We start from the raw sequence: 21,263 nt of genomic DNA on the forward strand, positions 1-21,263 counted from the left end.
TTGCCTGCGGCGGTGGGCGGCTTGCTCAAACAGAACTCCTCGAAAGCGACGACCCGGCGGCCGTGATCCGGCGGTCGGGTAGCGCCGGGTCATGCCCGGCGGGATCGGAATACGCTTGCAGTGTCCCTGTGCAACGGTAGGCGCGCGGTGAATCCGCTACCGCAGGCGGCGCAGGATCGGTCAGAATCCGCTCATTCCCTTTACTGGATCCCCCATGGCCGGTGCCAGCCTGTTTGCCCTGCTCGACGATATCGCCTCCCTGCTCGACGACGTCTCGGTGCTGACCAAGGTCGCCGCCAAGAAGACCGCCGGCGTGCTGGGCGACGACCTGGCGCTGAACGCGCAGCAGGTGACCGGCGTCAACGCCAACCGCGAACTGCCGGTGGTGTGGGCGGTGGCCAAGGGTTCGCTGGTGAACAAGGTGATCCTGGTGCCGGCGGCGCTGGCGATCAGCGCGCTGGAAGCCTGGCTGCACAGCCGCGGCTGGAACGTGCCGCTGATCGTGCCGCTGATGATGATCGGCGGTGCCTTCCTGTGCTTCGAGGGCGTGGAGAAGCTGGCGCACCGTTTCCTGCATTCAGCCGATGAGGACGCCGAACACCAGGCCGAACGGCGCAAGGCGCTGGCCGATGCGCAGGTGGACATGGTCGCGTGGGAGAAAGACAAGGTGAAGGGCGCGATCCGCACCGACTTCATCCTCTCGGCCGAAATCATCGTGCTGTCGCTGGGTGTGGTCGCCACGGCGTCGTTCATCAACCAGGTCAGCACTCTGGTAGTGATCGCGCTGGCGATGACCGTGTTCGTCTATGGGCTGGTGGCCGGCATCGTCAAGCTGGATGACCTGGGCCTGTACCTGTCGCGCAAGGGCGCGGCGCTGGCGGCCGTCGGCCGAGGGCTGCTGGTATCGGCACCGTGGCTGATGAAGTTCCTGTCGGTGGCCGGAACCGCGGCGATGTTCCTGGTCGGCGGCGGCATCCTGGTGCACAACGTGCCGGCGCTGCACCACGCGGTGCAGGCGCTGGGCGGTGAAGGCCAGTGGGGCTGGCTGGTCAACGCGCTGGGCAACATGGTGGTCGGCATCATTGCCGGTGCGATCGTGCTGGCGGTGGTGACCGGCGTGCAGAAGCTGCGCGGCAAATAGCGCCAGCTCCTTCCCCGGTAGGGGCCGACCTTGGTCGGCGGTTTGTTTGTCGCGCGTGCCAACCAAGGTTGGCACCTACCAAGCGGTTTCCGGCGCCTTGCCCGGTAGAGGCCTACCTTGGTCGGCGGTTTGTTTGCTGCGCGTGCCAACCAAGGTTGGCACCTACCCAAGCGGTTTCCGGCGCCTTGCCCGGTAGGGGCCGACCTTGGTCGGCGGTTTGATTGCTGCGCGTGCCAACCAAGGTTGGCACCTACCAAGCGGTTTCCGGCGCGCCGGGGACTATCCGGCGTGCACCCGGTTCTTGCCTTCGCGCTTGGCCACATACAGGGCGTCATCGGCGCGTCGCAACATCGAATCCGCATCGTCGCCTGGCTGCCATTGCGAAAGCCCAGCACTGAAATGCACCGGTACCCGCCGGTCCTGCACGGTCAGCACGCGATGCGCCAGTGAACGCTGCAGCCGCTGCACCGTGGCCATGCTGTCCGCGCCAGGGGTTTCCGGCAGTACCAGCACGAACTCGTCGCCACCCAGCCGGGCGATGCCATCGGTAGCACGCAGCAGCAGCCGGCACACCGTCACCAGATGCTGCAGCAGCGCGTCGCCGCCGGCGTGGCCGTGTTCGTCGTTGGTCTGGTGGAAATCATCCAGATCGATCACCGCCAGCCCCAACGGCGAGTTGTTGCGGGCGGCGCGGGCCAGTTCGCGTTGCAGCAGTTCGTCCAGACCACGCCGGTTCAGGGCCTGGGTCAGCGGATCGATACGCGCCAGATCGCCGGCCGCGCGCAGATCCTGTTCCAGCTGGTTGATGCGCTGCTCGGCGCGTTCCACTTCCTGCCGTGCGCTGGCCAGGTGATCACGTGCCTGCGCCGCCTGCTGCTGCACCTTGCCGGTGTCCTGCATCACTTCCTGCAGCAGGTGGTTGAGGTCGGCGATGCTGCGCGCCTCGCGCAGCTGCAGCGCGTAGCTGCCGATGCGGTCGTGGTATTCACCGGTACTGGCAGCCATGCCGTCCATGCGCTCGATGAACTCGCCCATCAGGCTACGCATGGCTGCTTTCGAATCGTCGATTCCCTGCCGCAGCAGGCCCTGCTTGTAGATCACTTCGCGCAGCTCGGCGCGGGTGCGCTCGACCGATTCGGCTTCCAGCGGCCCGGCCAGCAGCTGGCGCACGGCTGCGATCTGACCCTGCAGCCAGCTGCGGTCATCCAGCAGCTCGCTGACGTTCTCCAGCAGCAGTGCGAACAACTCAAGCAACAACGCCTGCTGTTCCTGCCAGCTCTCGGCGCGCACGCCGATCTGGTGACCCAACTCGCGCGCACCTTGTTCGATCGGCTCCAGTGCCGCGCCCGGTTGCCATTGGCGCAGGCGCACGGCCAACGCCTGCGCCTGCTCGCGCAGATCAGGATCGTGCTGCAGCAGCGCCACCACCGCGCCGCCCAGCAGCAACCGCAGCTGTTCGGACAGGCGCAGGCTGTCGGGCTGGCCATCGGGCGAATGCTGGTCGATGGTGCGGATGTATTTGTCGATCAGCTGCCGCATCGCCCGGCCATAGCGCGGCCAGTCGGCACTGGCCTGCGCCGACTGCAGGCGGTCGCCCATGTCGCCCAGCTCGCCGGGCAGGGTGGCCATGCCATTGGCGAAGGCAGCCAGCAGCGGCTCGGGTGCATCGGCTCCGGCAAACAGCTGCTGCAACGCCACGCTGTTCCCTCCCTGCAGTACCACCCGATCGCCGCGCCCGTCATCGACAACCGCGCGCACGCGCACGGGCGGTCCGATGGCGGTGCCGGGGGCAGGGCGGGGGTCGGGCTGGTCCGTCATGGAACAAATCCTGGGGTGGCAGGGGGGCTGGTCACAGCATATCGGCGCAACTGGCGGTGGCTTGAACCGATAGGATGGGCGACAGGATGCCGCAGTGGAGGTGGGTATGCGTGTGATGTTGCTGGGGGCGACCGGACTGGTGGGCGGGCTGGCCCTGCCGATGCTGCTGGACGACCCGCGCTGCCGCGCGGTGGTGGCCCCGACCCGGCGGCCGCTGGACCTGCGTGACCCGAAACTGCACGCCCCGGTGCTGGACTTCGATCAGTTGCCGGATGCGCCGGGCTGGGCACCGGTGGATGCGGTGGTATGCGCGCTGGGCAGCACGATGGCCCAGGCGGGAAGCCGCGAGGCTTTCTACCGGATCGACCACGACTACCCGCTCGCCTTCGCCCGCCTGGCCAGGACCCAGGGCGCCCGTGCCTTCGTACTGAATTCGGCGGCGGGTGCCAATCCGGGCTCGGCCATTTTCTACAGCCGGGTAAAAGGCGAGCTGGAGCGCGACCTGCGCGCGCTGGGCTTCGCTTCGCTGACCCTGGTCCGGCCGGGCCTGATCGGCGGCCACCGCCCACAGGCGCGCCGCGGCGAACAGTTCGCCCTGCAGGTGCTGGGTGCGTTGCGGCCGGTGCTGCCGCGTGCGTGGCGTATCAACCCGGCCACGCGTATTGCGCGGGCGCTGGTGAACGCGGCACTGGCGCCGGCACCGGGCGAGCACGTGGTGGCTTCGAAAGACCTGGTGGACTGATGTCGCGCGCGCTGCGTCTGACCCAACTGCTGCAGGTGCTGCGCCGCCATCGCCGGCCGGTGGCCGGGCAGGCGCTGGCCGAGGAACTGGGCGTCAGCCTGCGCACGCTGTACCGCGATATCGAAACGCTGCGCGAACAGGGCGCCGACCTGCGGGGGGAAGCCGGTGTCGGCTACCAGCTGGAACCGGGCGATGTGCTGCCGCCGCTGACCTTGCCACCGGCGGAGATCGACGCGCTGGTGCTGGGCCTGCGCTGGGTGGCGGCACGCACCGAGCCGGCGCTGGCCGCGGCCGCGCGTGATGCGTTGGCGCGCATCGCCCATGTGCTGCCGGCAGCACGCCGCGAAGCACTGCGTGACAGCGGCCTGCGGGTGGGTCCTTCGCGTACGGCGGCGAAGGTGCCCCCGGCGCGCCTGCAGGCCGTGCGCGAAGCCGTGGGCACGCAGCAGCGGCTGCAGTTCGCCTATGAAGATGCACAGGGGCGGCGCAGCGAGCGCGTGGTCTGGCCGTTCGCGCTGGGATACTTCGATGAAGTGCCGATGCTGGCGGCGTGGTGTGAGGGCCGCGAGGACTTCCGCCATTTCCGCCTGGATCGCATCCGCCATGTGCGCGCACTGCCGGATCACTATCTTGTGCCGCGCGCCACCTTGCTGCGGCGCTGGCAGAAGGCGCAGGGCATCGCCCCGGATTGGCTGGACCGTTCGTGACGGACCAGCTTTGGTAGAGGTCGAGCTTGCTCGACGCTTTCGCTCTTTGCTCTTGGTAGATGTCGAGCTTGCTCGACTGCTCTTGCTGCTCGCGGAGAGCAGTCGAGCAAGCTCGACATCTACCAGAGCCAGGGCAACAGCAGTCGAGCAAGCTCGACATCTACCAGAGCCAGGGCACCAGCAGCAGAGCAGGCTCGAGGCTGCTGACAGGATCTGTCAGCAGGGCCGTACCACCATGAATGCTCCCAACAACGGAGCTTCCCCATGTTCAAGCCCAGCACCCTGCTGCAGTACGTGCGCGACGTCGCCACCAGCGCCACCTTCTACAGCGGCATCCTCGGCAAACCGCCGGTCGAGCAGTCGCCCGGCTTCGCCCTGTTCCTGCTTGGCGATGGCGCCGCGCTGGGCCTGTGGCAACGCGATGACGTGCAGCCGCCTGTCACCGCCGAGGCGGGTGCTGCCGAGCTGGCGATGGTGGTCGCCAATCCTGATGAAGTGCGGCAGCTGCACGATGCCTGGCGCGCACTCGGTGTGCAGATCGCGCAGGCGCCGGTGACGCTGGAGTTCGGCCACACCTTCGTCGGCGTCGATCCCGATGGCCATCGCCTGCGTGTCTACAGCCGCGCCGAGGGCATGATCGCGCGCGATTGATCGTTGCCCCATGCACAAAAAAACGCCGGGCATTGCCCGGCGTTTTCCATTCATGTGCCAACCAAGGTTGGCACCTACCGGATCAGCTGGCCAGCGCCAGATCGTCCATCATCGCGCGCAGGAAGCGGGCTGCTTCACCGCCGGTAGCAGCGCGGTGGTCGAACGTCACCGACAGCGGGATCACCTTGTGCGCTTCCACGCCGCCCATCACCGGGGTCATCTGGTGGCGGGCACGGCCGGCACCGACGATGGCCACGCACGGCGGCACCACGACCGGGGTCGCGTAGCGGCCGGCGAACATGCCGAAGTTGGACAGCGAGATGGTGTAGCCGCTCAGTTCCGACGCTGCGATCGAACGCGCTTCCACCTGCTCGCGCAGACGGTTCACGCCTTCGCGGATGCCGCGTGCATCCAGCATGTCGGCATTGCGCAGCGCCGGCACGAACAGGCCGTCGTCGGTATCAACGGCGATACCGATGTCCACCTGCGCATGCAGGGTGCGGGTCAGCGCTTCACCATCGAACCAGGCGTTCATCGCCGGCACCTTCTGCGCGGCGACCACGATCGAGCGCACCAGGCGCGCGGTGACGTCGTTGCCCGGCAGCCAGGCGTGGATGTCGGCGTCGTCGTTCAGCGTGGTCGGCACGACCTTGCTGTGCGCATCGGCCATGACGCGGGCCATGTTGCGGCGCACGCCCTTCAGCGGCTCCGGCTGGCCCTTGGCAACCACGCCGGGCGGCTGAGTGCGCATCGGCTTGCCAGCGGCAGACAGTGGGGTGCGTGCGTCGGACTGTACCGCCGCGGCCACCTGGGCCGGAGCCGGTGCGGCAGCCGCCGGTGCAGCAACCGCTGCCGGTGCGGCGCCGATCTTCGCGCTGCCATCGGCAGCGGCCTGCTTGACGTCGGCCATGGTCACCGCGCCATCGGTGCCGGTGGCACGCACGCGGCTCAGGTCCACGCCCAGCTTGCGCGCGGTGGCACGCACGGCCGGCACGGCCTTGACGCCGCCAACGGCCAGCGCCTGTTCGGCATGCACCGCGTTGGAGCTCTGCATCGCGCCGACCACGGTGCCGGCGTCATCACGTTCGGCGGCGGCCGGCTTGGCTTCTTCGGCAGCTACCGGGGCGGCTGCGGTGGGCAGCGGCGGCGGCGTCGGTGCGGCCGGAGCGGCCGGAGCGGCATGGCCGTGGCTGTGGCCGGTGTCCTGGCCGTCAGCGCGCTGCGGCAGGTTCGGGTCCAGCGCGAAGCTGGCCAGCACCGCGCCGGTCGGGATGATGTCGCCGGCAGCGCCGGACAGCTTCAGCACCGTGCCGGAGAACGGCGAGGGCACTTCGACGACGGCCTTGGCGGTCTCCATCGAGACCAGCGGCTCGTCCAGCTTGATCACATCGCCTTCCTTGACGAACCACTCGACGATGGTCGCGTCCGGCAGGCCTTCGCCCAGGTCGGGCAGGTTGAAGTTCTTGGTCTGGCTCATTTGCAGTTCTCTTCCAGCAGTTCCAGTTCGCGGGCAGGCAACCAGCCCGTCGCGCCATTGGCGCGCTCGGACCACCACCACCCGCCGTGTTCGTGATGAAGCTTGACCATCTCGCCGTTCTCCACATCCAGCTCGCGGGCGTCATAGTCGCGCAGGGCTTCTGCGCGACCATCGTCCAACAGCTGCAACCACGCTACCGGTGCCCATCCGGCGCGCCCATCACTGGTGCGCACCCAGGCAAACGCCGGCCATTCCTCGTCACGTACGCCTACTTCGACGATCTGGCCGGTGCGGAACCGGAGCGGGTTGGGATACTGGCTGCGGTAAGCCCCGAGAAGGCGGGCCCGCATGTCAGCCTGCCGCCACCGCGCGCTTGGCCGCCGCCACGATCCGCTCCACGCTCGGCAGATACTTCATCTCCAGGCGGAACAGCGGAATGTGAGTGTCGTAGCCGGTAACGCGCTCGACCGGAGCCAGCAGATCGTAGATCGATTCCTCGGCCAGGCGTGCGGCGATTTCCGCGCCGAAGCCCGCGGTCTTCGGGGCTTCCTGCACGATCACGCAGCGGCCGGTCTTGGCCACCGACTCGGCGATGGTGGCGAAGTCCAGCGGACGCAGCGTGGCCACGTCGATGACTTCGGCACTGATGCCTTCGCCGGCCAGCTTGTCGGCCGCTTCCAGCGCTTCCTTCACCTGCGCGCCCCAGGTCACCAGGGTCACGTCGGTACCGTCACGCAGCACGAAGCACACGTCCAGCGGCAAGGCTTCGCCGTCGTTGACGACCACTTCCTTGTACTGGCGGTAGATGCGCTTGGGTTCCATGTAGATCACCGGATCCGGCTCGCGGATCGCGGCCAGCAGCAGGCCATAGGCGCGCTGCGGCGAAGACGGCAGCACCACGCGCAGGCCCGGCACGTTGGTGAAGATCGCTTCGTTGGCTTCGCTGTGGTGTTCCGGCGCACGGATGCCACCACCCCACGGCACGCGCAGCACCATCGGGCAGTGCAGGCGGCCACGGGTGCGGTAACGCAGGCGCGCGGCGTGGCAGATGATGTGGTCGACCATCGGGTACATGAAGCCGTCGAACTGGGCTTCGGCCACCGGCTTCATGCCTTGCGCGGCCAGGCCGATGGTGAGGCCGGCGATGGTGGTTTCATCCAGCGGGGTGTCGAGGATGCGGTCGGCGCCGAAGCGCTGCTGCAGGCCGGCGGTGGCGCGGAACACGCCGCCGTTGACGCCCACGTCTTCGCCCAGCACCAGCACCGACTTGTCATGCTCCAGCTCCCAGGCCAGCGCCTGAGTGATGGCTTCGATGAGGGTGATCGGGGTGTCGGTCATGTTCTGGTCTCCGCGCGCGACGGCAGCGCTGTCGGCGGCGTTGGTGTGCGCGCTGGACGCGCCGTTCTTGATCTCATCCATGGCGCTGCTCCAGGGCGATCGCCTGGGCGCGCTGGGCCAGCAGGTCCTGCGGCGGATCGGCATAGAGGAAATCGAACATCGCCTCGACCGGCTGCACCGGCGTGTTGAGGTACAGGTTCACTTCCTCGTCCACGCGCTTGCCGCACTCGGCGGTCCAGGCAGCTTCTTCTTCCTCGCTCCACACGCCGGCGTTGGTCAGGTACTTGCGCAGGCGCAGCATCGGCTCGCGCTGCCAGGCGTCCTTCACTTCGGCGTCGTCGCGGTAGCGGCGCGCGTCATCAGCGGTGGTGTGGTCGGACAGGCGATAGGTCATCAGTTCCAGCACGGTGCCACCGTCGCCGGCCAGCGCACGTTCGCGCGCCTGCAGCATGGCGGCCATCACCGCGATCAGATCGTTGCCGTCCACCTGCAGGCAGTGCAGGCCGCCAGCCAGGCCCTTCTGTGCCAGCGTCTCGGCACCGGTCTGGGCCGAACGCGGGACCGAGATGGCCCAGCCGTTGTTGACGATGCACAGGATCAGCGGCAGCTTGTAGGCGCCGGCCGAATTCAGTGCGGCGTAGAAGTCGGTCTTGGAACTGCCGCCGTCGCCGCATACGGCCACCGCGATCTGCTGTTCCTTGTTGAGCTTGAACTTCAGCGCAGCGCCTGCGGCGTGCAGGCACTGGGTGGAAATCGGCACGCAGAACGGGAAGTCCTTGGCTGCATTGCCGCCGTAGTCGTTGCCGCGCTCGTCGCCGCCCCAGTACATCAGCACGTCGTGCGGGCGCACGCCACGCATGAACATCGCGCCGTACTCGCGGTAGGACGGTGCGAACACGTCGTCCTTCTGCATCGAGGCGCCGATGCCCACATGCGCGGCTTCGTGGCCGAGGCAGGCGGCGTAGGTGCCCAGCTTGCCGGTGCGCTGCAGCGCGATCGACTTGCCGTCGAACACGCGCACGAACAGCATCTGCTTGAACATCGGCAGCAACGCGCGCGGGTCGCGCAGGGCTTCGGGCAGATCATCGCGGACGAGCGTGCCGTCCGTGTCCAGATACTGCAGGTATTCGATCTTGAACTCAGCGGCAACCGTCATTGCGTACTGCACCTTCGACAGAGAAGTTACAAATGATATGAATCGCCATGTTAAGGAATGCGTACGAAAAAGCTCTCCTGCGGCGCAGCACGGCCTACCGGCCTTTGTACCCCCTTCCGGGCGCTTGATGCCAATAACTTCAACGTATTCAGCCATTGCTGCAAAGCATCACAAACGGCCTTGGGCTGAGCGCCAGTAGAACGGCGCAAACGGTTCCACGCGCAACGGCCGTTCCACAACCGCGCCGCACGCCCCGGTACGGTCATCGCGGCTGCCAGCGCGGCAGCAACGCGCTACCCTTGCCGCCCCCGATCTGGTCCCGCCCATGTCCGTCGACAACAACCAACGCGATCTCGAAGCCGGTATCCACACCGATCTGCAGGGGCGGCTGACCTACGGCGGCTACCTGCGGCTGGACCAGCTGCTCAGCGCGCAGCAGCCGCTGTCCAGTCCGCCGCATCACGACGAGATGCTCTTCATCATCCAGCACCAGACCTCCGAGCTGTGGCTGAAGCTGCTGGGCCACGAGCTGGGTGCGGCAATCGGTTTCCTGCAGCGCGACGAGGTCTGGCAGTGCCGCAAGGTGCTGGCGCGCAGCAAGCAGGTGCTGCGCCAGCTGACCGAGCAGTGGTCGGTACTGGAGACGCTCACTCCGTCCGAGTACATGGGTTTCCGCGACGTGCTGGGCCCGTCCTCGGGCTTCCAGTCGCTGCAGTACCGCTACATCGAGTTCCTGCTGGGCAACAAGAACGCGCAGATGCTGCAGGTGTTCGAGCACGACACGGCCGGGCAGGCGCAGCTGCGCACCGTGCTGGAGGCGCCGAGCCTGTACGAGGAGTTCCTGAAGTACCTGGCCCGCTTCGGCCACGCCGTGCCGGCGGTGTACGAGGCGCACGACTGGACCCAGCCGCATGTGGCCGATGACGCACTGCAGCCGGTCTTTGAACGCATCTACCAGGACACTGACCGCTACTGGCGCGAGTACGCGCTGTGCGAGGACCTGGTGGACCTGGAAACGGCCTTCCAGCTGTGGCGGTTCCGACACATGCGCACGGTGATGCGGGTGATCGGCTTCAAGCGCGGCACCGGCGGCTCCTCCGGCGTGGGCTTCCTGGCCAAGGCGCTGGAGCTGACCTTCTTCCCTGAATTGTTCCAGGTGCGTACCACGCTGCAGGTCGCGCCCCCGCCGGATCTGGCCTGATCCCCATTCAGCTTGGCCGCCCGCGGCTGGCTGGATCGTTTCAGATGCAAGTTCAGCGAGCAGGCAGCGACCTGCCTCAAACGGCGTGTATTTGACGTGAACGCCAGAAGTCGGTGATCCTCGCGCGTTGCTTCACCGCACATCGGACGTGCCTCCATCCACCGAACCAGGAATTCCGCATGAGCGTAAACGCCACTGCGAACACCCCAGAGCCGGCGCTGCCGGACTTCAACACCACGATGGGCCACCCGCGCCCGTTGTGGATGCTGTTCATGACCGAGTTCTGGGAGCGCTTTGCGTTCTACGGCATCCGCTGGGCATTGGTGCTGTACATCGTTGCCCAGTTCTACAACGGCAACGCCGCCGGTGAAGGCGACGCCAGCCGCATCTACGGTGCCTACCTGGCGCTGGTGTATGCCGCCGCGATCTTCGGCGGCTACGTGGCCGACCGGGTACTGGGTTACCAGCGCTCGATCCTGACCGGCGCGATCATCATGGCCGTCGGCCTGTTCATGATCTCGCTGCCGCAGGAGCACATCTTCAAGCTCGGCCTGGCCACGATCATCGTCGGCAACGGTCTGTTCAAGCCCAACATCTCGACCATGGTCGGCAAGCTGTACGGCCTGAAGGACGAACGCCGCGACTCGGGCTTCACCATCTTCTACATGGGCATCAACATCGGCGCGATGATCGCTCCGGTGCTGACCGAGTACCTGGCCCGCAAGGTCTTCGGCACCTCGGAAATGCCGTCGTACAAGGTCGTGTTCATCGCTTCCGGCGTGGGCATGCTGGTCTCGCTGGTGTGGTTCTACATCGGTCGTGCCGGCCTGAAGGGCATCGGCGCACCGCCGGCTGGTGCTGAAGGCTTCGGCCGCATCATCATGGTGCTGGTCGGTTCGCTGTTCGCCATTCCGGTGGCCTACTTCCTGCTCGCCACCGGCGCCACCGCGCTGGCCTGGATCCTCGGCGTGATGTTTGCCGCGCTGGCCGTGCTGCTGCTGGTGGAAGGCATCCGCGAGGGCAAGGTGCAGCGCGACCGCGTGATCGCCATGCTGATCATCTTCGCCTTCAACGTCATGTTCTGGATGTTCTTCGAACAGGCCGGCAGCTCCTTCACCTTCCTGGCCGAGAACATCGTCAACCGCCAGCTGGGTGAGTGGACCTTCCCGACCGCATGGTTCCAGTCGGTCAACTCGGTGGCGATCATCACCCTGGCGCCGATCATCGCCTGGATCTGGGTGGCCCTGGGCCGCGCCAATCCGTCCATCCCGCGCAAGTTCGGCCTCGGCCTGCTGTTCAACGGCGCTGCTTTCGCACTGCTGATGTATGCCCTGTCGCAGATGGTCGTGGACGGCAAGATTCCGTTCTGGACCCTGTTCATGGTCTACGTCATCCAGTCGGTCGGTGAGCTGTGTCTGTCGCCGATCGGCCTGTCGATGGTGACCAAGCTGGCCCCGGTGCGCCTGGTCGGCTTCGGCATGGGCGGCTGGTTCCTGTCCACCGGCATCGGCAACAACCTGTCGGGCATCTTCGCTGGCGCGGTCAGTGGTGAAGGCGGCATGACGGTCGAATCGGCACTGAAGGGGTATACCTTCGGGTTCTGGGCCTTGATCGGTTCGGGTGTGGTCCTGTTCCTGGTCGCGCCGCTGATCAACAAGCTGATGCACGGCGTGAAGTAATGAGAGGGTAGTGGGCATGCGTACAACGTTCGGTGGTGCAGTGGTGGCAGTGGTGTGTGCGGCGCTGATCGGCGCCTGTTCGCAGCCTCAACCTCCCGCTGCCCCCGAGCCCACGCAGCCCCTGGATACCCGCCCCACCGAGCCACCGGTCGCTGACCCCAGCGAACCGGTGGCCTCGGGCAACACCCCGGCGGCGGCCGATATCGCCGCCATCGCCGGGCTTGGCGCGCAGTTCGACCCGGCCCGCAATCCCGTTGCCGACCTGGAAACGGCCAAGGTCGAAGCCCAGCGCGGCAACAAGCGGATCATCCTGGAAGTGGGCAACGCCGCCTGCGAGCCCTGCCATGCGCTGGATGAAGCCGTGGAAGGCAATGGCGATCTGCGCCGCTTCCGTGATGCCCACTACGTGTGGGTCAAGGTCAACGACAGTGCCGAGAATCCGAACGCGGCCTTCCTGGGCCAGTTCCCGCCGCTGCAAGGCGAGCACCCGCACCTGCTGGTGATCGATGCCGACGGCACGCTGCTGGCGCCACAGCCCAGCGAAGCGATGCACAAGGGCAAGACCGTGCAGACCGCACGCGTGATGGCGTTCCTCAAGCAGTGGGCGCCTGACCGGTAGCACCGGGCCTGCCCGGCAGCCTCTCCGCTGCCCGGCCATCCACGCATGGCGTGGATCTACTGCGCGCGCCGTCACACTCTCCGACTCCACATCTCAACTTCAGCGTGCGCACGCCGTTACCGGCAAGGACTTCAGTCGACGACCCGTCGATGCAACCTACCGGAACGCCCATGCACAGCGATCACGCCGAACGTCTGCACGAACCTGCCACTGAACTGGCCGAAGGCGGAGCAGGCGACGGCGTGACCCTGCCACCGCAGGAAGCCCTGCTGGATGACACCGGTACCGGCGCAGCAACGCTTGAACTCGCACCGCCGCGGCATCGGTTGCCGCAGATCGCCTTGCCCGACAACGTGGTGCTGAAGGGCGCGGTGCAGAAGCTGGTGGAACAGAAGGCGAGGCTGGATCGACTGGCCGCCGAAGGGCAATTGGCCGGTCTGCTGCCACCGGAATGGCACGGCAACGGCGTGCGCGCGATCGACCTGTCCAGTTTCGTGCAGGGCGTGCTGCCGTTCCTGCAGCCCGGCGAGCGCGGTGAAACCGCACCGGCCCGCCTGCCGGTGCGCCATGTGCTGGGCGATGACAGCCGCTGGGGCCTGGCCGATGTACCCGAACCGAAGTCACTGGCCTGGTACCTGGCCAGCGACGACCGCGCCAACGCGGGCAGCAAGGATGTTGCCGAGGCCTATCTGGTCGGCGCGCTTGGCTTGGCGTGGATGCAGGAAGGGCGCAGCCGCCCCGGCTTCCTGCGTGCGATGGACCAGGACAGCCTGGCGGCGCGGGTGACCATGCTGGGTTATCCGCCGCCGAGCGAGCTGGCGCTGTACAGCGTGACCGCGCACGGCCAGTCCCAGATCTGGTGCGTGCATGGTCGGCGCAGGCTGCGCCCGCTGGTGGCGCCGTGGCTGAGCGTGCCCCTGCTGACCGCCTATGGCGTGCCCGCACCGGTGGCATGGCCGGGCAGCTTCCCGCCCGTTGAAACCGTGGCCGAAGCGATTGCCGCCGCGCGTCCGGGAAAGCTGCTACCGGAAGTGGATCTGGGCAGAGTGGTCGCCAAGATCGCCGAAGACGCCTCGTCCGAGGCATGGCAGCCGGTCAGCCTGCTGCAGCTGAACACCTGGTCGCCGCGCTGGCCATTCTTCCTCGGTACGTTTGTTGGCCTGCCGTCGCTGCTGCTGGTCACTGCCGCGCTGGCGTTGCCCGGGGCGGTTGAAGCGGCCACCGTTGCCGCCTCGCTTGGCTTTGCCGGCGGCGCCATCGGCGCGCTTGCGGTGCCGTGGATCCATGCACGGCGCAAGCATCTGAGCTGAGTGCGTGGGCCATCTGCGCGTGGTGTGGATCTGTTGACGCCCTAACGGTCGATCTCTGCAGCAGTGAACTCCATGCGTTGCCGCGCACGCTCCGTGGCGGCCTGCAGACGTTGCTTGAGGACTTCCCGGGAGGGAAGGGATGTCAGGTACTCCGCCACATGGATGCCTGAGCGGTCCAGCTCCAGCAGCTCGATCTGGCCTGCCTTCTTGCCTGTGCAAAGGATGATGCCCAGCGGTGCCTCTTCACCTTCCTCTCGCTCGTATCGATCCAGCCAACGCAGATAGAGCTCCATCTGGCCTTTGTACGCTGGCTTGAAGTCACCGATCTTCAGTTCGACGGCTACCAGCCTGCGCAGGCGGCGGTTGTAGAACAGCAGGTCGAGATGGAAGTCGTCGTCGTCGATCTGGATGCGTTTCTGGCGGGCGACGAAGCTGAAGCCTGCCCCGAGTTCAAGCAGGAATCCCTGCATTTCACGCAGGATGGCGCCTTCCAGTTCCTGCTCGTCCCAGCACTCCTTCAGCCCGAGAAAATCAAGTACGTACGGGTCGCGCAGGACCAGGCCCGGGGAGAGCTGCTGGTTTCTGCGCAACGCCGACAGCTCATTGGCAATGGTCTGCTCGGGCTGGCTGGAAAGTGCCGTGCGTTCGTACAGCATCGAGTCGATGCGCTGGCGCAACATGCGGACACTCCAGCCTTCCGTGCTGGCCATCTGGGCGTAGAAGTCACGCTTGAGCGGATCAGACAGCGGGATCAGCGCGATGAAATGGGTCCAGCTCAATTGTCGTAGCAGTGATACGACAATCTGCTCGTCGGCAAATGCGATGGAGAACTGCACCATCCTGCGCAGGCTCTTTTCACCAAACGAACCGCCGAACTCGGCAGACAGTGTCCTGGCGATGCGCTTGAACAGGACCTCTCCATAGCGTGCCCGGCGTCCATCCATCTGATCGACATGGATGCGACGTCCTATGCGCCAGTACAGCAGCGTCAGTTCGGCATTGACGGTCCTCACCATCCCGGCGCGGGCCGTGGATATCAGTTCCCGGATATCAGCCAGCAGATCGTGGGTATGCGGCAGGGTGAGGGGCGGTGTGTCATCCATGAGGTGCCTTCCAGCAGGGTCAGGGTTCGGCAATCACCCGCAGCGCACTGGCATAGCCCTTGGCGAGACTGGTCAGGTCGAGCAGCCGGTTCAACGACAGCAGCAGGCCCGGCTGGCAGGCCTTCAGGCGCTGATGTTCGAACCACGCCTGGGTGACGGTTTCCAACGTGGCCAACGCCTCATCGATGCGTTGCAGGTCGGCTTCGCGGTCGATGGGCTCGGTGGTGGGGTGATTGGGGCGTGTCATGGCGAAGCTCCGGGGAGAGGCCGCCGGAAAGGCGGCAGGCGATGCGTGGTTGAAAGACCGTGATCCGAAGGAAGAACGGCGGCCATGCGGCCCCACGCACCGCCCGCCAAAGCAGGTCAGCGCGAGTCGCCGCCGCCCGCGATGGGCGGCGACGGGTGCGGCGTGGTTTCCTTCGGATCATCGGGCTTTCAACCCCGGCAGCGGTGCTCCGCTGCGCGCCTACCCTCGGGCCGATGGGACCGGCCGTCCAATAGGCAATGCCATTCGATGCGCGAATTTCGATACAGCCGCTCTGTCGATCAGGACTCTACCGGCCCGATGCCGAAACATCAGGTGGTAAACGCGACACGTCGAGTCGAATCCGGCCGAAAGACCGTTCGTCGGCGCGCAATGAACACCGCGCGTTGCACGTCATCGATGGAGCGCGCCGGATCCCTCACAGCGCAGCCCGCGACATCATCCACGCCTGGCGTGGGTCCATGTGTCGACCAAGGTCGACACCTGCCAAGGGCGGCGGGGGGGGGGGGCGCCGCCCCGAAGGGTTCAGACCCCTTCGCCCATCCGCTCCAGGCCATCCCCGGCCAGGCGCAGGATCAGCTTCTCCAGCACCTGCTCCTCTTCCTCGCTCAGCACCGACATCAGCTTGCGGGTGATCTCGATCACCATCGGTGCGATCGTCTCGTACACCTCGAACCCCGCCGCCGACAGCGCCAGCACCGAGCGGCGGCGGTCATCACCATGCGTCTCACGCTTGATGAAACCGCGTTCCAGCAGGCGCGCCACCGCGCGGCTGACCGCCACCTTGTCCATCGCCGTGCGGTCGGAGACCTCGCTGGCCGACGACCCGGGATACAGCGCCAGGATGGTGATCACCCGCCACTCCGGGATGGCCAGGCCATAACGGTCGCCGTACAGCTTGGCGATGTTGCCGCTGACCCGGTTGGACAGCACGCTCAGCCGGTACGGCAGGAACTGTTCCAGGTCGAGCAGGACGTGGGAGGCACGCAGGCGGGTGGAAGCGGGATCGGCGGGGCTCATGTTGCGGTGCACCTTGCTGGTGGTTTCAAGTGTAACTATAAGTGTTGGGTCCGTACCCTGCATTCTCGCCGGGTCCAACCCCGCCCGCACCTGGTTTGTGCCGATGCGGCACCGATTCGGAGCCACGCCATGAATACCGCAGTCCCGTCCGCCTCGCATCCCAACCCCGGCATGCAGGTCACCACCTTCGAAAACCCGATGGGCATCGACGGCTTCGAGTTCGTCGAATTCGCCGCACCGGCCGGCCGTGGCGCCGAGCTGCACGAGTACTTCCGCAAGATGGGCTTCAGCGCGGTGCTCAAGCACAAGCAGCGTCCGATTACCGTCTATCGTCAGGGCGACGTCAACTTCCTGGTCAATGAAGACCCCGATTCGTTCGCCGCCGACTTCGCTGAAAAGCATGGCCCGTGCGCCTGCGGCTTCGCCATCCGCTTCAAGAAGCCGGGCGCGGAGGTCTACCAGACCGCGCTGGGCAATGGCGCCGAAGCCATCGCCTTCAAGCCGGAGAGCAAGGCGGTCAACGCGCCGATCATCAAGGGCATCGGCGACTGCATGCTGTACCTGGTGGATCGCTACGGAGATGCCGGCAGCATCTTCGATGGCGACTACGAGCTGATCGCCGGCGCCGAGCTGCGCCCGAAGGGCTTCGGTCTGACCTTCATCGACCACCTGACCCACAACCTGTACTTCGGCAACATGCAGCAGTGGTCGGACTACTACGAGCGCCTGTTCAACTTCCGCGAGATCCGCTACTTCGACATCAAGGGCCTGAAGACCGGCCTGGTGTCCAAGGCGATGACCGCGCCGGACGGCATCGTACGCATTCCGCTGAACGAGTCGTCCGACCCGAAGAGCCAGATCAACGAGTATCTGGACGCGTACAAGGGCGAGGGCATCCAGCACATCGCCTGCTTCACCGAGAACATCTACGACACGGTCGAAGCGATGCGCGCGCAGGGTGTGGATTTCCTCGACACGCCGGAGACCTATTTCGACGTGATCGACCAGCGCGTGCCGAACCACGGTGAGGACGTCGCCCGCCTGGCGAAGAACAAGATCCTGATCGACGCCGACCCGGAAACCCACCAGCGCAAGCTGCTGCAGATCTTCACCCAGAACTGCATCGGCCCGATCTTCTTCGAGATCATCCAGCGCAAGGGCAACGAAGGCTTCGGCGAAGGCAACTTCACCGCGCTGTTCGAGAGCATCGAACGCGACCAGATCCGTCGCGGCGTGCTGTAAGGTCTTCGGTAGCGCCGGGCCAGTCCCGGCGCCTGCCCATCTGTAGAGCCGAGCCATGCTCGGCTGCTTTCCGTTCCGGTCCCGCCGTACCCAGGAGCCCCCCATGTCCAGCGCCATCACCGCCCGCGGCTACCAGTCCGGTTTCGGCAACGAGTTCGCCAGCGAGGCCGTGCCCGGTGCACTTCCGGTCGGCCAGAACTCGCCGCAGAAGGTGGCCCATGGCCTGTACGCCGAGCAGCTGACCGGCACCGCGTTCACCGCACCGCGCGGCAGCAACCGCCGCAGCTGGCTGTACCGGATCCGTCCGGCGGTGACCCACGGTGAGTTCACTCCGTTCGCGCAATCGCAGCTGCAATGCGATTTCGGTGCACAGCCCGCTTCGCCGAACCAGCTTCGCTGGAGCCCGCTGCCGCTGCCGGAGCTGCCGACCGATTTCGTCGAAGGCCTGTACACGATGGGCGGCAACGGTTCGCCCGACGCGCATGCCGGCGTCGGCATCCATCTGTACGCGGCCAACCGTGACATGGTCGGCCGCTACTTCTACGACGCCGACGGCGAGCTGCTGATCGTGCCGCAGCTGGGCAGCCTGCGGCTGCTGACCGAGCTGGGCGTGATCGAGATCGAACCGCAGCAGATCGCGGTGATTCCGCGCGGTGTGCGCTTCCGTGTCGAGCTGCCTGACGGTCCGAGCCGTGGCTACATCTGCGAGAACTACGGCGCGCTGCTGAAGCTGCCCGACCTGGGCCCGATCGGCTCCAACGGCCTGGCCAATCCGCGCGACTTCGAGACCCCGCATGCAGCGTTCGAAGACATCGACGGTGATTTCGAGCTGATCGCCAAGTTCGACGGCCGCCTGTGGCGTGCCCCGATCGACCATTCGCCGCTGGACGTGGTGGCCTGGCATGGCAACTACGCGCCGTACCGCTACGACCTGCGCCGCTTCAACACCATCGGCTCGATCAGCCACGACCACCCGGATCCGTCGATCTTCCTGGTGCTGCACTCGCCCAGCGACACCGCGGGCACCAGCAACATGGATTTCGCGATCTTCCCGCCGCGCTGGCTGGTGGCGCAGAACACGTTCCGCCCGCCGTGGTTCCACCGCAACATCGCCAGCGAGTTCATGGGCCTGGTGCATGGTGCCTACGACGCCAAGGCCGAAGGCTTCGTGCCGGGCGGTGCGTCGTTGCACAACTGCATGAGTGGCCACGGTCCGGACGCGCCGACCTTCGACAAGGCCTCCAGTGCCGATCTGTCCAAGCCGGACGTGATCAAGGACACCATGGCTTTCATGTTCGAGACCCGTGGGGTGATCCGCCCGACCGCGCAGGCGCTGGCCGCAGGCCACCGGCAGGGCGATTACCAGCAGTGCTGGAACGGCCTGCGCAACAATTTCCGTTGATGAAAAAGGGGACGGAGGGAATTANNAATTCCCTCCGTCCCCTTTTTTTTTCAGGCCACCTCGGCGAACGCGCTGCAATGCTCCACCGGCAGCGCCTCCATCAGCCGCTGCCGCACGCGCTGGCAGTAGCCTTCCGAGGTCAGCGCCGGCAGCACCTGCAGCGCCGACTGCATCACCCGCAGGACCTCGCCTTCCGCGCGCGCCTGCTGCAGGTCGCGGAACAACGCCGCTGCGTTGGGATGCCGCTGCATCTCCAGGATTCCCAGCACATAGATGCGCGCGGCGACCAGCGAGCGGCGTCGCTCGACTGGCGCGGCGGACGCTGCGGCGGCTGACGGCGCCAGCGGGGCAGCAGCCACACTCGGCGCAGGTTGCGTGGAAATGGCGGCGTCCGCGCCGGTCACCAGATATCCGGCCTGGATCAGCTGGATCACCATCGCTGCCGCGTCCTGCCCCAGCAGTGCGGTCAGCTCGGCGATGCTGCGCTGGCCATCGCACAGGATCAGCAGCCGTCGCTGGCGCATGTCCAGCGGCGCGCGGTGGGCCTGCAGCGCGGTTCGGGCGAGGTCGGTCTTGCGCGGTTGCATGGGGAGGACAGCCAAGTCGGTGCTTGCCCAGCCTGAATGAGGGCGATGAAACCGCGATGACAATGCAGCGCCTGCACGCGCGCTGGGGTAGCGTGCACCCACCCTGTGCCAAGGATCCGCACCGATGAAGCACCTCCCGATTGCCGGCCTGCTGCTGTTGTCGCTGGCCGCCTGCAACCGTAGTCCCGAAACCGCCGCGCCGGACGCGCCTGCTGCCGCAACCGCACCGGCGAAAGACGCCTCCGTTCCCGCCGACGCCGATCTGGCCACCGCATCGCCGGTGGACCCGCGCCGCGACAGCCCGGCACGCCTGGATGGCTTCGGCGGCGCCACGCTGGGCGCCGGCATCGCCGAGGTCCGCAGTGGCTTCGGCACGCCGTTGCAGGGCCTGGGTACCGATGCCGCTGGCAAGCCGCTGCCTGCCGACGATGCCAATGAAGGCTGTTACTTCCTGCGCCCGCAGGACGCCGAAGACCCGCGCCTGATGTTCGAGGCGCGCAAGCTGGTCCGCTACGACGTACGCAGCCCGTCCATCGTCGCCCCCGGTGGCGGCCGCGTTGGCATGACTCTCGGCGAGCTGCAGGTGCTCTATCCCGAGCGCGCCGACGTTGGCCCGGACAAGTACGACGACAAGGCCCAGCACCTGCGCGTGCGCCCGGCGCAGGAGGGCGCGGCGATCATCGATTTCGCCCTCGGCGCTGACGGCAAGGTCGGCGCCTGGCGGGTCGGCAGGACCCCGCAGGTGGACTACGCCGAAGGCTGCGGCTGATCCACCCTTCTCGGCTCACCCGCAGCGGGTGGGCCGAGCGTAGAATCGCGCCACGACCGCTGGGGAGTGCTCGATGATCGCCATTGCCATTGCCTGGTTCCTGCTCGGCCTGCTGTTGCTGGCTCTGGGCGGGGACTCCATCGTCAAAGCCGTTTCCGGCCTGGCACAGCGCTTCGGTGCCAGCGCATTCACCGCCGGCCTGCTGTTGCTGGGCATCACTACTTCGCTGCCGGAGCTGGCGGTCAACGCCCGCGCACTGGTGATGGGCCAGCCGGAGCTGGCCTTGGGCAACGCCGTCGGCAGCAGCGTGGTCAACCTTGGCCTGACCCTGGCAATGGCTGCCATTGCCGCGCCGCTGTTGTTGCGTGCCCGCCTGCAGACGGTGCTGTGGTGGGCGTTGCTGGCCGCGGGCCTGCTGCTGATCGTGTTCGGGCTCGATGGCCGCTTGGTGCGCTGGGAGGCTGGCGTGCTGGTGGCCGGGTTCGTGGTGGTGCAGTTCCTGCTGCTGCGACGCGGGCGCCATGAGAGCGCCGAGGTACAGGCGATCATCGCCGAGTCGGCACTGAGCCGCACCAGCCTGCCCTTGAATGTGCTGCGCGTGCTGATTGCCGCATTGGCGTTGTATTGGGGCGCGCGCCTGGTGGTCGGTGCTGCTGCTGATTTTGGTGCTGCGCTGGGCTGGACACCGCTGCTGGTCGGTCTGCTGCCGGTGGCGATCGGCACCGCGTTGCCGGAGGTGGCAGCCGCCGTCGCGGCAGCGCGCCGTGGTCACGGCGACATGGTGCTGGGCCACGTGCTCGGTTCCAGCGTGGTCAACCTGATGCTGGTGATCGGTGCGATGGGGCTGCTGCAGCCGCTGGCGCTGCCGGCCTCGTTCGTACGCCTGGAACTGCCGGCGCTGCTGGCGTTCGCCCTGGTGCTGTACCCGATGCTGCGCGGCGACCTGCGCATCAGCCGTATCGAAGGTGCGGTGCTGCTAGGCGCGTTCGTGGCCTGGTTGGGGCTGGAAATCGCGCTGGTCACACCGGTCTGACCG

Annotated in this window: 21 protein-coding genes; 12 read left to right on the forward strand and 9 right to left on the reverse strand. The window is 66.8% G+C overall.

Annotated elements, in window-relative coordinates:
* Positions 1 to 214 precede the first annotated feature (214 nt).
* The gene (locus H3005_RS05145) at positions 215 to 1,141 is read left to right on the forward strand and encodes a DUF808 domain-containing protein (RefSeq protein ID WP_099819718.1); all 927 of its coding nucleotides are present in this window, start codon (positions 215 to 217) and stop codon (positions 1,139 to 1,141) included.
* A gap of 279 nt (positions 1,142 to 1,420) precedes the next feature.
* Here the strand turns inward: H3005_RS05145 and H3005_RS05150 are convergent, their stop codons facing one another.
* Entirely contained in the window at positions 1,421 to 2,959 is a 1,539-nt protein-coding gene (locus H3005_RS05150; protein WP_191077699.1) for a GGDEF domain-containing protein, read from the reverse strand.
* A gap of 106 nt (positions 2,960 to 3,065) precedes the next feature.
* On the opposite strand from H3005_RS05150, the gene H3005_RS05155 reads away from it, so the two are divergent.
* The 3 genes from H3005_RS05155 to H3005_RS05165 all read left to right on the forward strand — a co-directional run bounded on the left by H3005_RS05155 (position 3,066) and on the right by H3005_RS05165 (position 5,059).
* Positions 3,066 to 3,701, forward strand: a complete 636-nt coding sequence (locus tag H3005_RS05155) for an NAD-dependent dehydratase (RefSeq protein ID WP_191077700.1) — start codon at positions 3,066 to 3,068, stop codon at positions 3,699 to 3,701.
* Positions 3,701 to 4,408, forward strand: coding sequence for a YafY family protein (locus H3005_RS05160; RefSeq protein ID WP_191077701.1), 708 nt, complete (start codon positions 3,701 to 3,703; stop codon positions 4,406 to 4,408). Before H3005_RS05155 ends, H3005_RS05160 begins: the two co-directional genes overlap by 1 nt.
* 264 nt (positions 4,409 to 4,672) lie before the next feature.
* Positions 4,673 to 5,059, forward strand: a complete 387-nt coding sequence (locus H3005_RS05165; protein ID WP_191077702.1) for a VOC family protein — start codon at positions 4,673 to 4,675, stop codon at positions 5,057 to 5,059.
* Positions 5,060 to 5,141: 82 nt separating this feature from the next.
* Here the strand turns inward: H3005_RS05165 and H3005_RS05170 are convergent, their stop codons facing one another.
* From H3005_RS05170 to pdhA, 4 genes are read right to left on the reverse strand one after another with little or no spacing between them, the layout of a single operon-like run.
* Complete coding sequence (locus H3005_RS05170) at positions 5,142 to 6,536, reverse strand: dihydrolipoamide acetyltransferase family protein (RefSeq protein WP_191077703.1); 1,395 nt, start codon at positions 6,534 to 6,536, stop codon at positions 5,142 to 5,144.
* Positions 6,533 to 6,886: an SH3 domain-containing protein gene (locus tag H3005_RS05175; RefSeq protein ID WP_025874583.1), complete on the reverse strand. Its 354-nt coding sequence runs from the start codon at positions 6,884 to 6,886 to the stop codon at positions 6,533 to 6,535. Before H3005_RS05175 ends, H3005_RS05170 begins: the two co-directional genes overlap by 4 nt.
* Before the next feature lies 1 nt (position 6,887).
* Positions 6,888 to 7,955 carry an alpha-ketoacid dehydrogenase subunit beta gene (locus tag H3005_RS05180; RefSeq protein WP_191077704.1) on the reverse strand — a complete coding sequence of 356 codons (1,068 nt, stop codon included), beginning with the start codon at positions 7,953 to 7,955 and terminating at the stop codon, positions 6,888 to 6,890.
* On the reverse strand, positions 7,948 to 9,030 hold the full coding sequence (gene pdhA, locus H3005_RS05185) for a pyruvate dehydrogenase (acetyl-transferring) E1 component subunit alpha (RefSeq protein ID WP_089237414.1): 1,083 nt from the start codon (positions 9,028 to 9,030) through the stop codon (positions 7,948 to 7,950). Before pdhA ends, H3005_RS05180 begins: the two co-directional genes overlap by 8 nt.
* 325 nt (positions 9,031 to 9,355) lie before the next feature.
* Here pdhA and H3005_RS05190 point away from each other — a divergent pair, with 325 nt between their 5' ends.
* The 4 genes from H3005_RS05190 (at position 9,356) to H3005_RS05205 (ending at position 13,839) form a co-directional block, all read left to right on the forward strand.
* On the forward strand, positions 9,356 to 10,231 hold the full coding sequence (locus H3005_RS05190) for a tryptophan 2,3-dioxygenase family protein (protein WP_099819712.1): 876 nt from the start codon (positions 9,356 to 9,358) through the stop codon (positions 10,229 to 10,231).
* Between the two features lie 179 nt (positions 10,232 to 10,410).
* Positions 10,411 to 11,910, forward strand: a complete 1,500-nt coding sequence (locus H3005_RS05195) for an oligopeptide:H+ symporter (RefSeq protein ID WP_191077705.1) — start codon at positions 10,411 to 10,413, stop codon at positions 11,908 to 11,910.
* A 16-nt stretch (positions 11,911 to 11,926) separates the two neighbouring features.
* Positions 11,927 to 12,529 carry a thioredoxin family protein gene (locus H3005_RS05200; RefSeq protein ID WP_100462741.1) on the forward strand — a complete coding sequence of 201 codons (603 nt, stop codon included), beginning with the start codon at positions 11,927 to 11,929 and terminating at the stop codon, positions 12,527 to 12,529.
* Between the two features lie 170 nt (positions 12,530 to 12,699).
* Positions 12,700 to 13,839, forward strand: a complete 1,140-nt coding sequence (locus H3005_RS05205) for a hypothetical protein (RefSeq protein ID WP_191077706.1) — start codon at positions 12,700 to 12,702, stop codon at positions 13,837 to 13,839.
* 41 nt (positions 13,840 to 13,880) lie between these two features.
* On the opposite strand, the gene H3005_RS05210 is transcribed toward H3005_RS05205, so the two are convergent.
* The 3 genes from H3005_RS05210 to H3005_RS05220 all read right to left on the reverse strand — a co-directional run bounded on the left by H3005_RS05210 (position 13,881) and on the right by H3005_RS05220 (position 16,227).
* Entirely contained in the window at positions 13,881 to 14,942 is a 1,062-nt protein-coding gene (locus tag H3005_RS05210) for a PDDEXK nuclease domain-containing protein (RefSeq protein WP_191077707.1), read from the reverse strand.
* A gap of 19 nt (positions 14,943 to 14,961) precedes the next feature.
* On the reverse strand, positions 14,962 to 15,189 hold the full coding sequence (locus H3005_RS05215; RefSeq protein ID WP_100462157.1) for a hypothetical protein: 228 nt from the start codon (positions 15,187 to 15,189) through the stop codon (positions 14,962 to 14,964).
* Positions 15,190 to 15,732: 543 nt separating this feature from the next.
* Positions 15,733 to 16,227 carry a MarR family winged helix-turn-helix transcriptional regulator gene (locus H3005_RS05220; RefSeq protein WP_050815698.1) on the reverse strand — a complete coding sequence of 165 codons (495 nt, stop codon included), beginning with the start codon at positions 16,225 to 16,227 and terminating at the stop codon, positions 15,733 to 15,735.
* A 129-nt stretch (positions 16,228 to 16,356) separates the two neighbouring features.
* On the opposite strand from H3005_RS05220, the gene hppD reads away from it, so the two are divergent.
* Positions 16,357 to 17,469, forward strand: coding sequence for a 4-hydroxyphenylpyruvate dioxygenase (gene hppD / locus H3005_RS05225; protein ID WP_181393117.1), 1,113 nt, complete (start codon positions 16,357 to 16,359; stop codon positions 17,467 to 17,469).
* A gap of 103 nt (positions 17,470 to 17,572) precedes the next feature.
* Positions 17,573 to 18,871 (forward strand): homogentisate 1,2-dioxygenase, encoded by a 1,299-nt coding sequence (hmgA, locus tag H3005_RS05230; protein WP_191077708.1) that lies wholly within the window; start codon positions 17,573 to 17,575, stop codon positions 18,869 to 18,871.
* Positions 18,872 to 18,921: 50 nt separating this feature from the next.
* On the opposite strand, the gene H3005_RS05235 is transcribed toward hmgA, so the two are convergent.
* Positions 18,922 to 19,458 (reverse strand): hypothetical protein, encoded by a 537-nt coding sequence (locus tag H3005_RS05235; protein ID WP_191077709.1) that lies wholly within the window; start codon positions 19,456 to 19,458, stop codon positions 18,922 to 18,924.
* Between the two features lie 124 nt (positions 19,459 to 19,582).
* Here H3005_RS05235 and H3005_RS05240 point away from each other — a divergent pair, with 124 nt between their 5' ends.
* On the forward strand, positions 19,583 to 20,227 hold the full coding sequence (locus tag H3005_RS05240) for a hypothetical protein (protein ID WP_100553833.1): 645 nt from the start codon (positions 19,583 to 19,585) through the stop codon (positions 20,225 to 20,227).
* A 73-nt stretch (positions 20,228 to 20,300) separates the two neighbouring features.
* Positions 20,301 to 21,260, forward strand: a complete 960-nt coding sequence (locus H3005_RS05245; RefSeq protein WP_191077710.1) for a sodium:calcium antiporter — start codon at positions 20,301 to 20,303, stop codon at positions 21,258 to 21,260.
* The last annotated feature ends 3 nt before the right edge of the window (positions 21,261 to 21,263 follow it).

This window comes from Stenotrophomonas sp. Br8, assembly GCF_014763005.1.
GTDB classification, from domain to species: Bacteria; Pseudomonadota; Gammaproteobacteria; order Xanthomonadales; family Xanthomonadaceae; genus Stenotrophomonas; species Stenotrophomonas lactitubi.

Bases quoted from the DNA above. Each gene is read 5' to 3' on its own strand.
- H3005_RS05145 (WP_099819718.1), top strand. From the start codon at position 215: ATGGCCGGTGCCAGCCTGTTTGCCCTGCTCGACGATATCGCCTCCCTG.
- H3005_RS05150 (WP_191077699.1), bottom strand. From the start codon at position 2,959: ATGACGGACCAGCCCGACCCCCGCCCTGCCCCCGGCACCGCCATCGGA.
- H3005_RS05155 (WP_191077700.1), top strand. From the start codon at position 3,066: ATGCGTGTGATGTTGCTGGGGGCGACCGGACTGGTGGGCGGGCTGGCC.
- H3005_RS05160 (WP_191077701.1), top strand. From the start codon at position 3,701: ATGTCGCGCGCGCTGCGTCTGACCCAACTGCTGCAGGTGCTGCGCCGC.
- H3005_RS05165 (WP_191077702.1), top strand. From the start codon at position 4,673: ATGTTCAAGCCCAGCACCCTGCTGCAGTACGTGCGCGACGTCGCCACC.
- H3005_RS05170 (WP_191077703.1), bottom strand. From the start codon at position 6,536: ATGAGCCAGACCAAGAACTTCAACCTGCCCGACCTGGGCGAAGGCCTG.
- H3005_RS05175 (WP_025874583.1), bottom strand. From the start codon at position 6,886: ATGCGGGCCCGCCTTCTCGGGGCTTACCGCAGCCAGTATCCCAACCCG.
- H3005_RS05180 (WP_191077704.1), bottom strand. From the start codon at position 7,955: ATGGATGAGATCAAGAACGGCGCGTCCAGCGCGCACACCAACGCCGCC.
- pdhA (WP_089237414.1), bottom strand. From the start codon at position 9,030: ATGACGGTTGCCGCTGAGTTCAAGATCGAATACCTGCAGTATCTGGAC.
- H3005_RS05190 (WP_099819712.1), top strand. From the start codon at position 9,356: ATGTCCGTCGACAACAACCAACGCGATCTCGAAGCCGGTATCCACACC.
- H3005_RS05195 (WP_191077705.1), top strand. From the start codon at position 10,411: ATGAGCGTAAACGCCACTGCGAACACCCCAGAGCCGGCGCTGCCGGAC.
- H3005_RS05200 (WP_100462741.1), top strand. From the start codon at position 11,927: ATGCGTACAACGTTCGGTGGTGCAGTGGTGGCAGTGGTGTGTGCGGCG.
- H3005_RS05205 (WP_191077706.1), top strand. From the start codon at position 12,700: ATGCACAGCGATCACGCCGAACGTCTGCACGAACCTGCCACTGAACTG.
- H3005_RS05210 (WP_191077707.1), bottom strand. From the start codon at position 14,942: ATGGATGACACACCGCCCCTCACCCTGCCGCATACCCACGATCTGCTG.
- H3005_RS05215 (WP_100462157.1), bottom strand. From the start codon at position 15,189: ATGACACGCCCCAATCACCCCACCACCGAGCCCATCGACCGCGAAGCC.
- H3005_RS05220 (WP_050815698.1), bottom strand. From the start codon at position 16,227: ATGAGCCCCGCCGATCCCGCTTCCACCCGCCTGCGTGCCTCCCACGTC.
- hppD (WP_181393117.1), top strand. From the start codon at position 16,357: ATGAATACCGCAGTCCCGTCCGCCTCGCATCCCAACCCCGGCATGCAG.
- hmgA (WP_191077708.1), top strand. From the start codon at position 17,573: ATGTCCAGCGCCATCACCGCCCGCGGCTACCAGTCCGGTTTCGGCAAC.
- H3005_RS05235 (WP_191077709.1), bottom strand. From the start codon at position 19,458: ATGCAACCGCGCAAGACCGACCTCGCCCGAACCGCGCTGCAGGCCCAC.
- H3005_RS05240 (WP_100553833.1), top strand. From the start codon at position 19,583: ATGAAGCACCTCCCGATTGCCGGCCTGCTGCTGTTGTCGCTGGCCGCC.
- H3005_RS05245 (WP_191077710.1), top strand. From the start codon at position 20,301: ATGATCGCCATTGCCATTGCCTGGTTCCTGCTCGGCCTGCTGTTGCTG.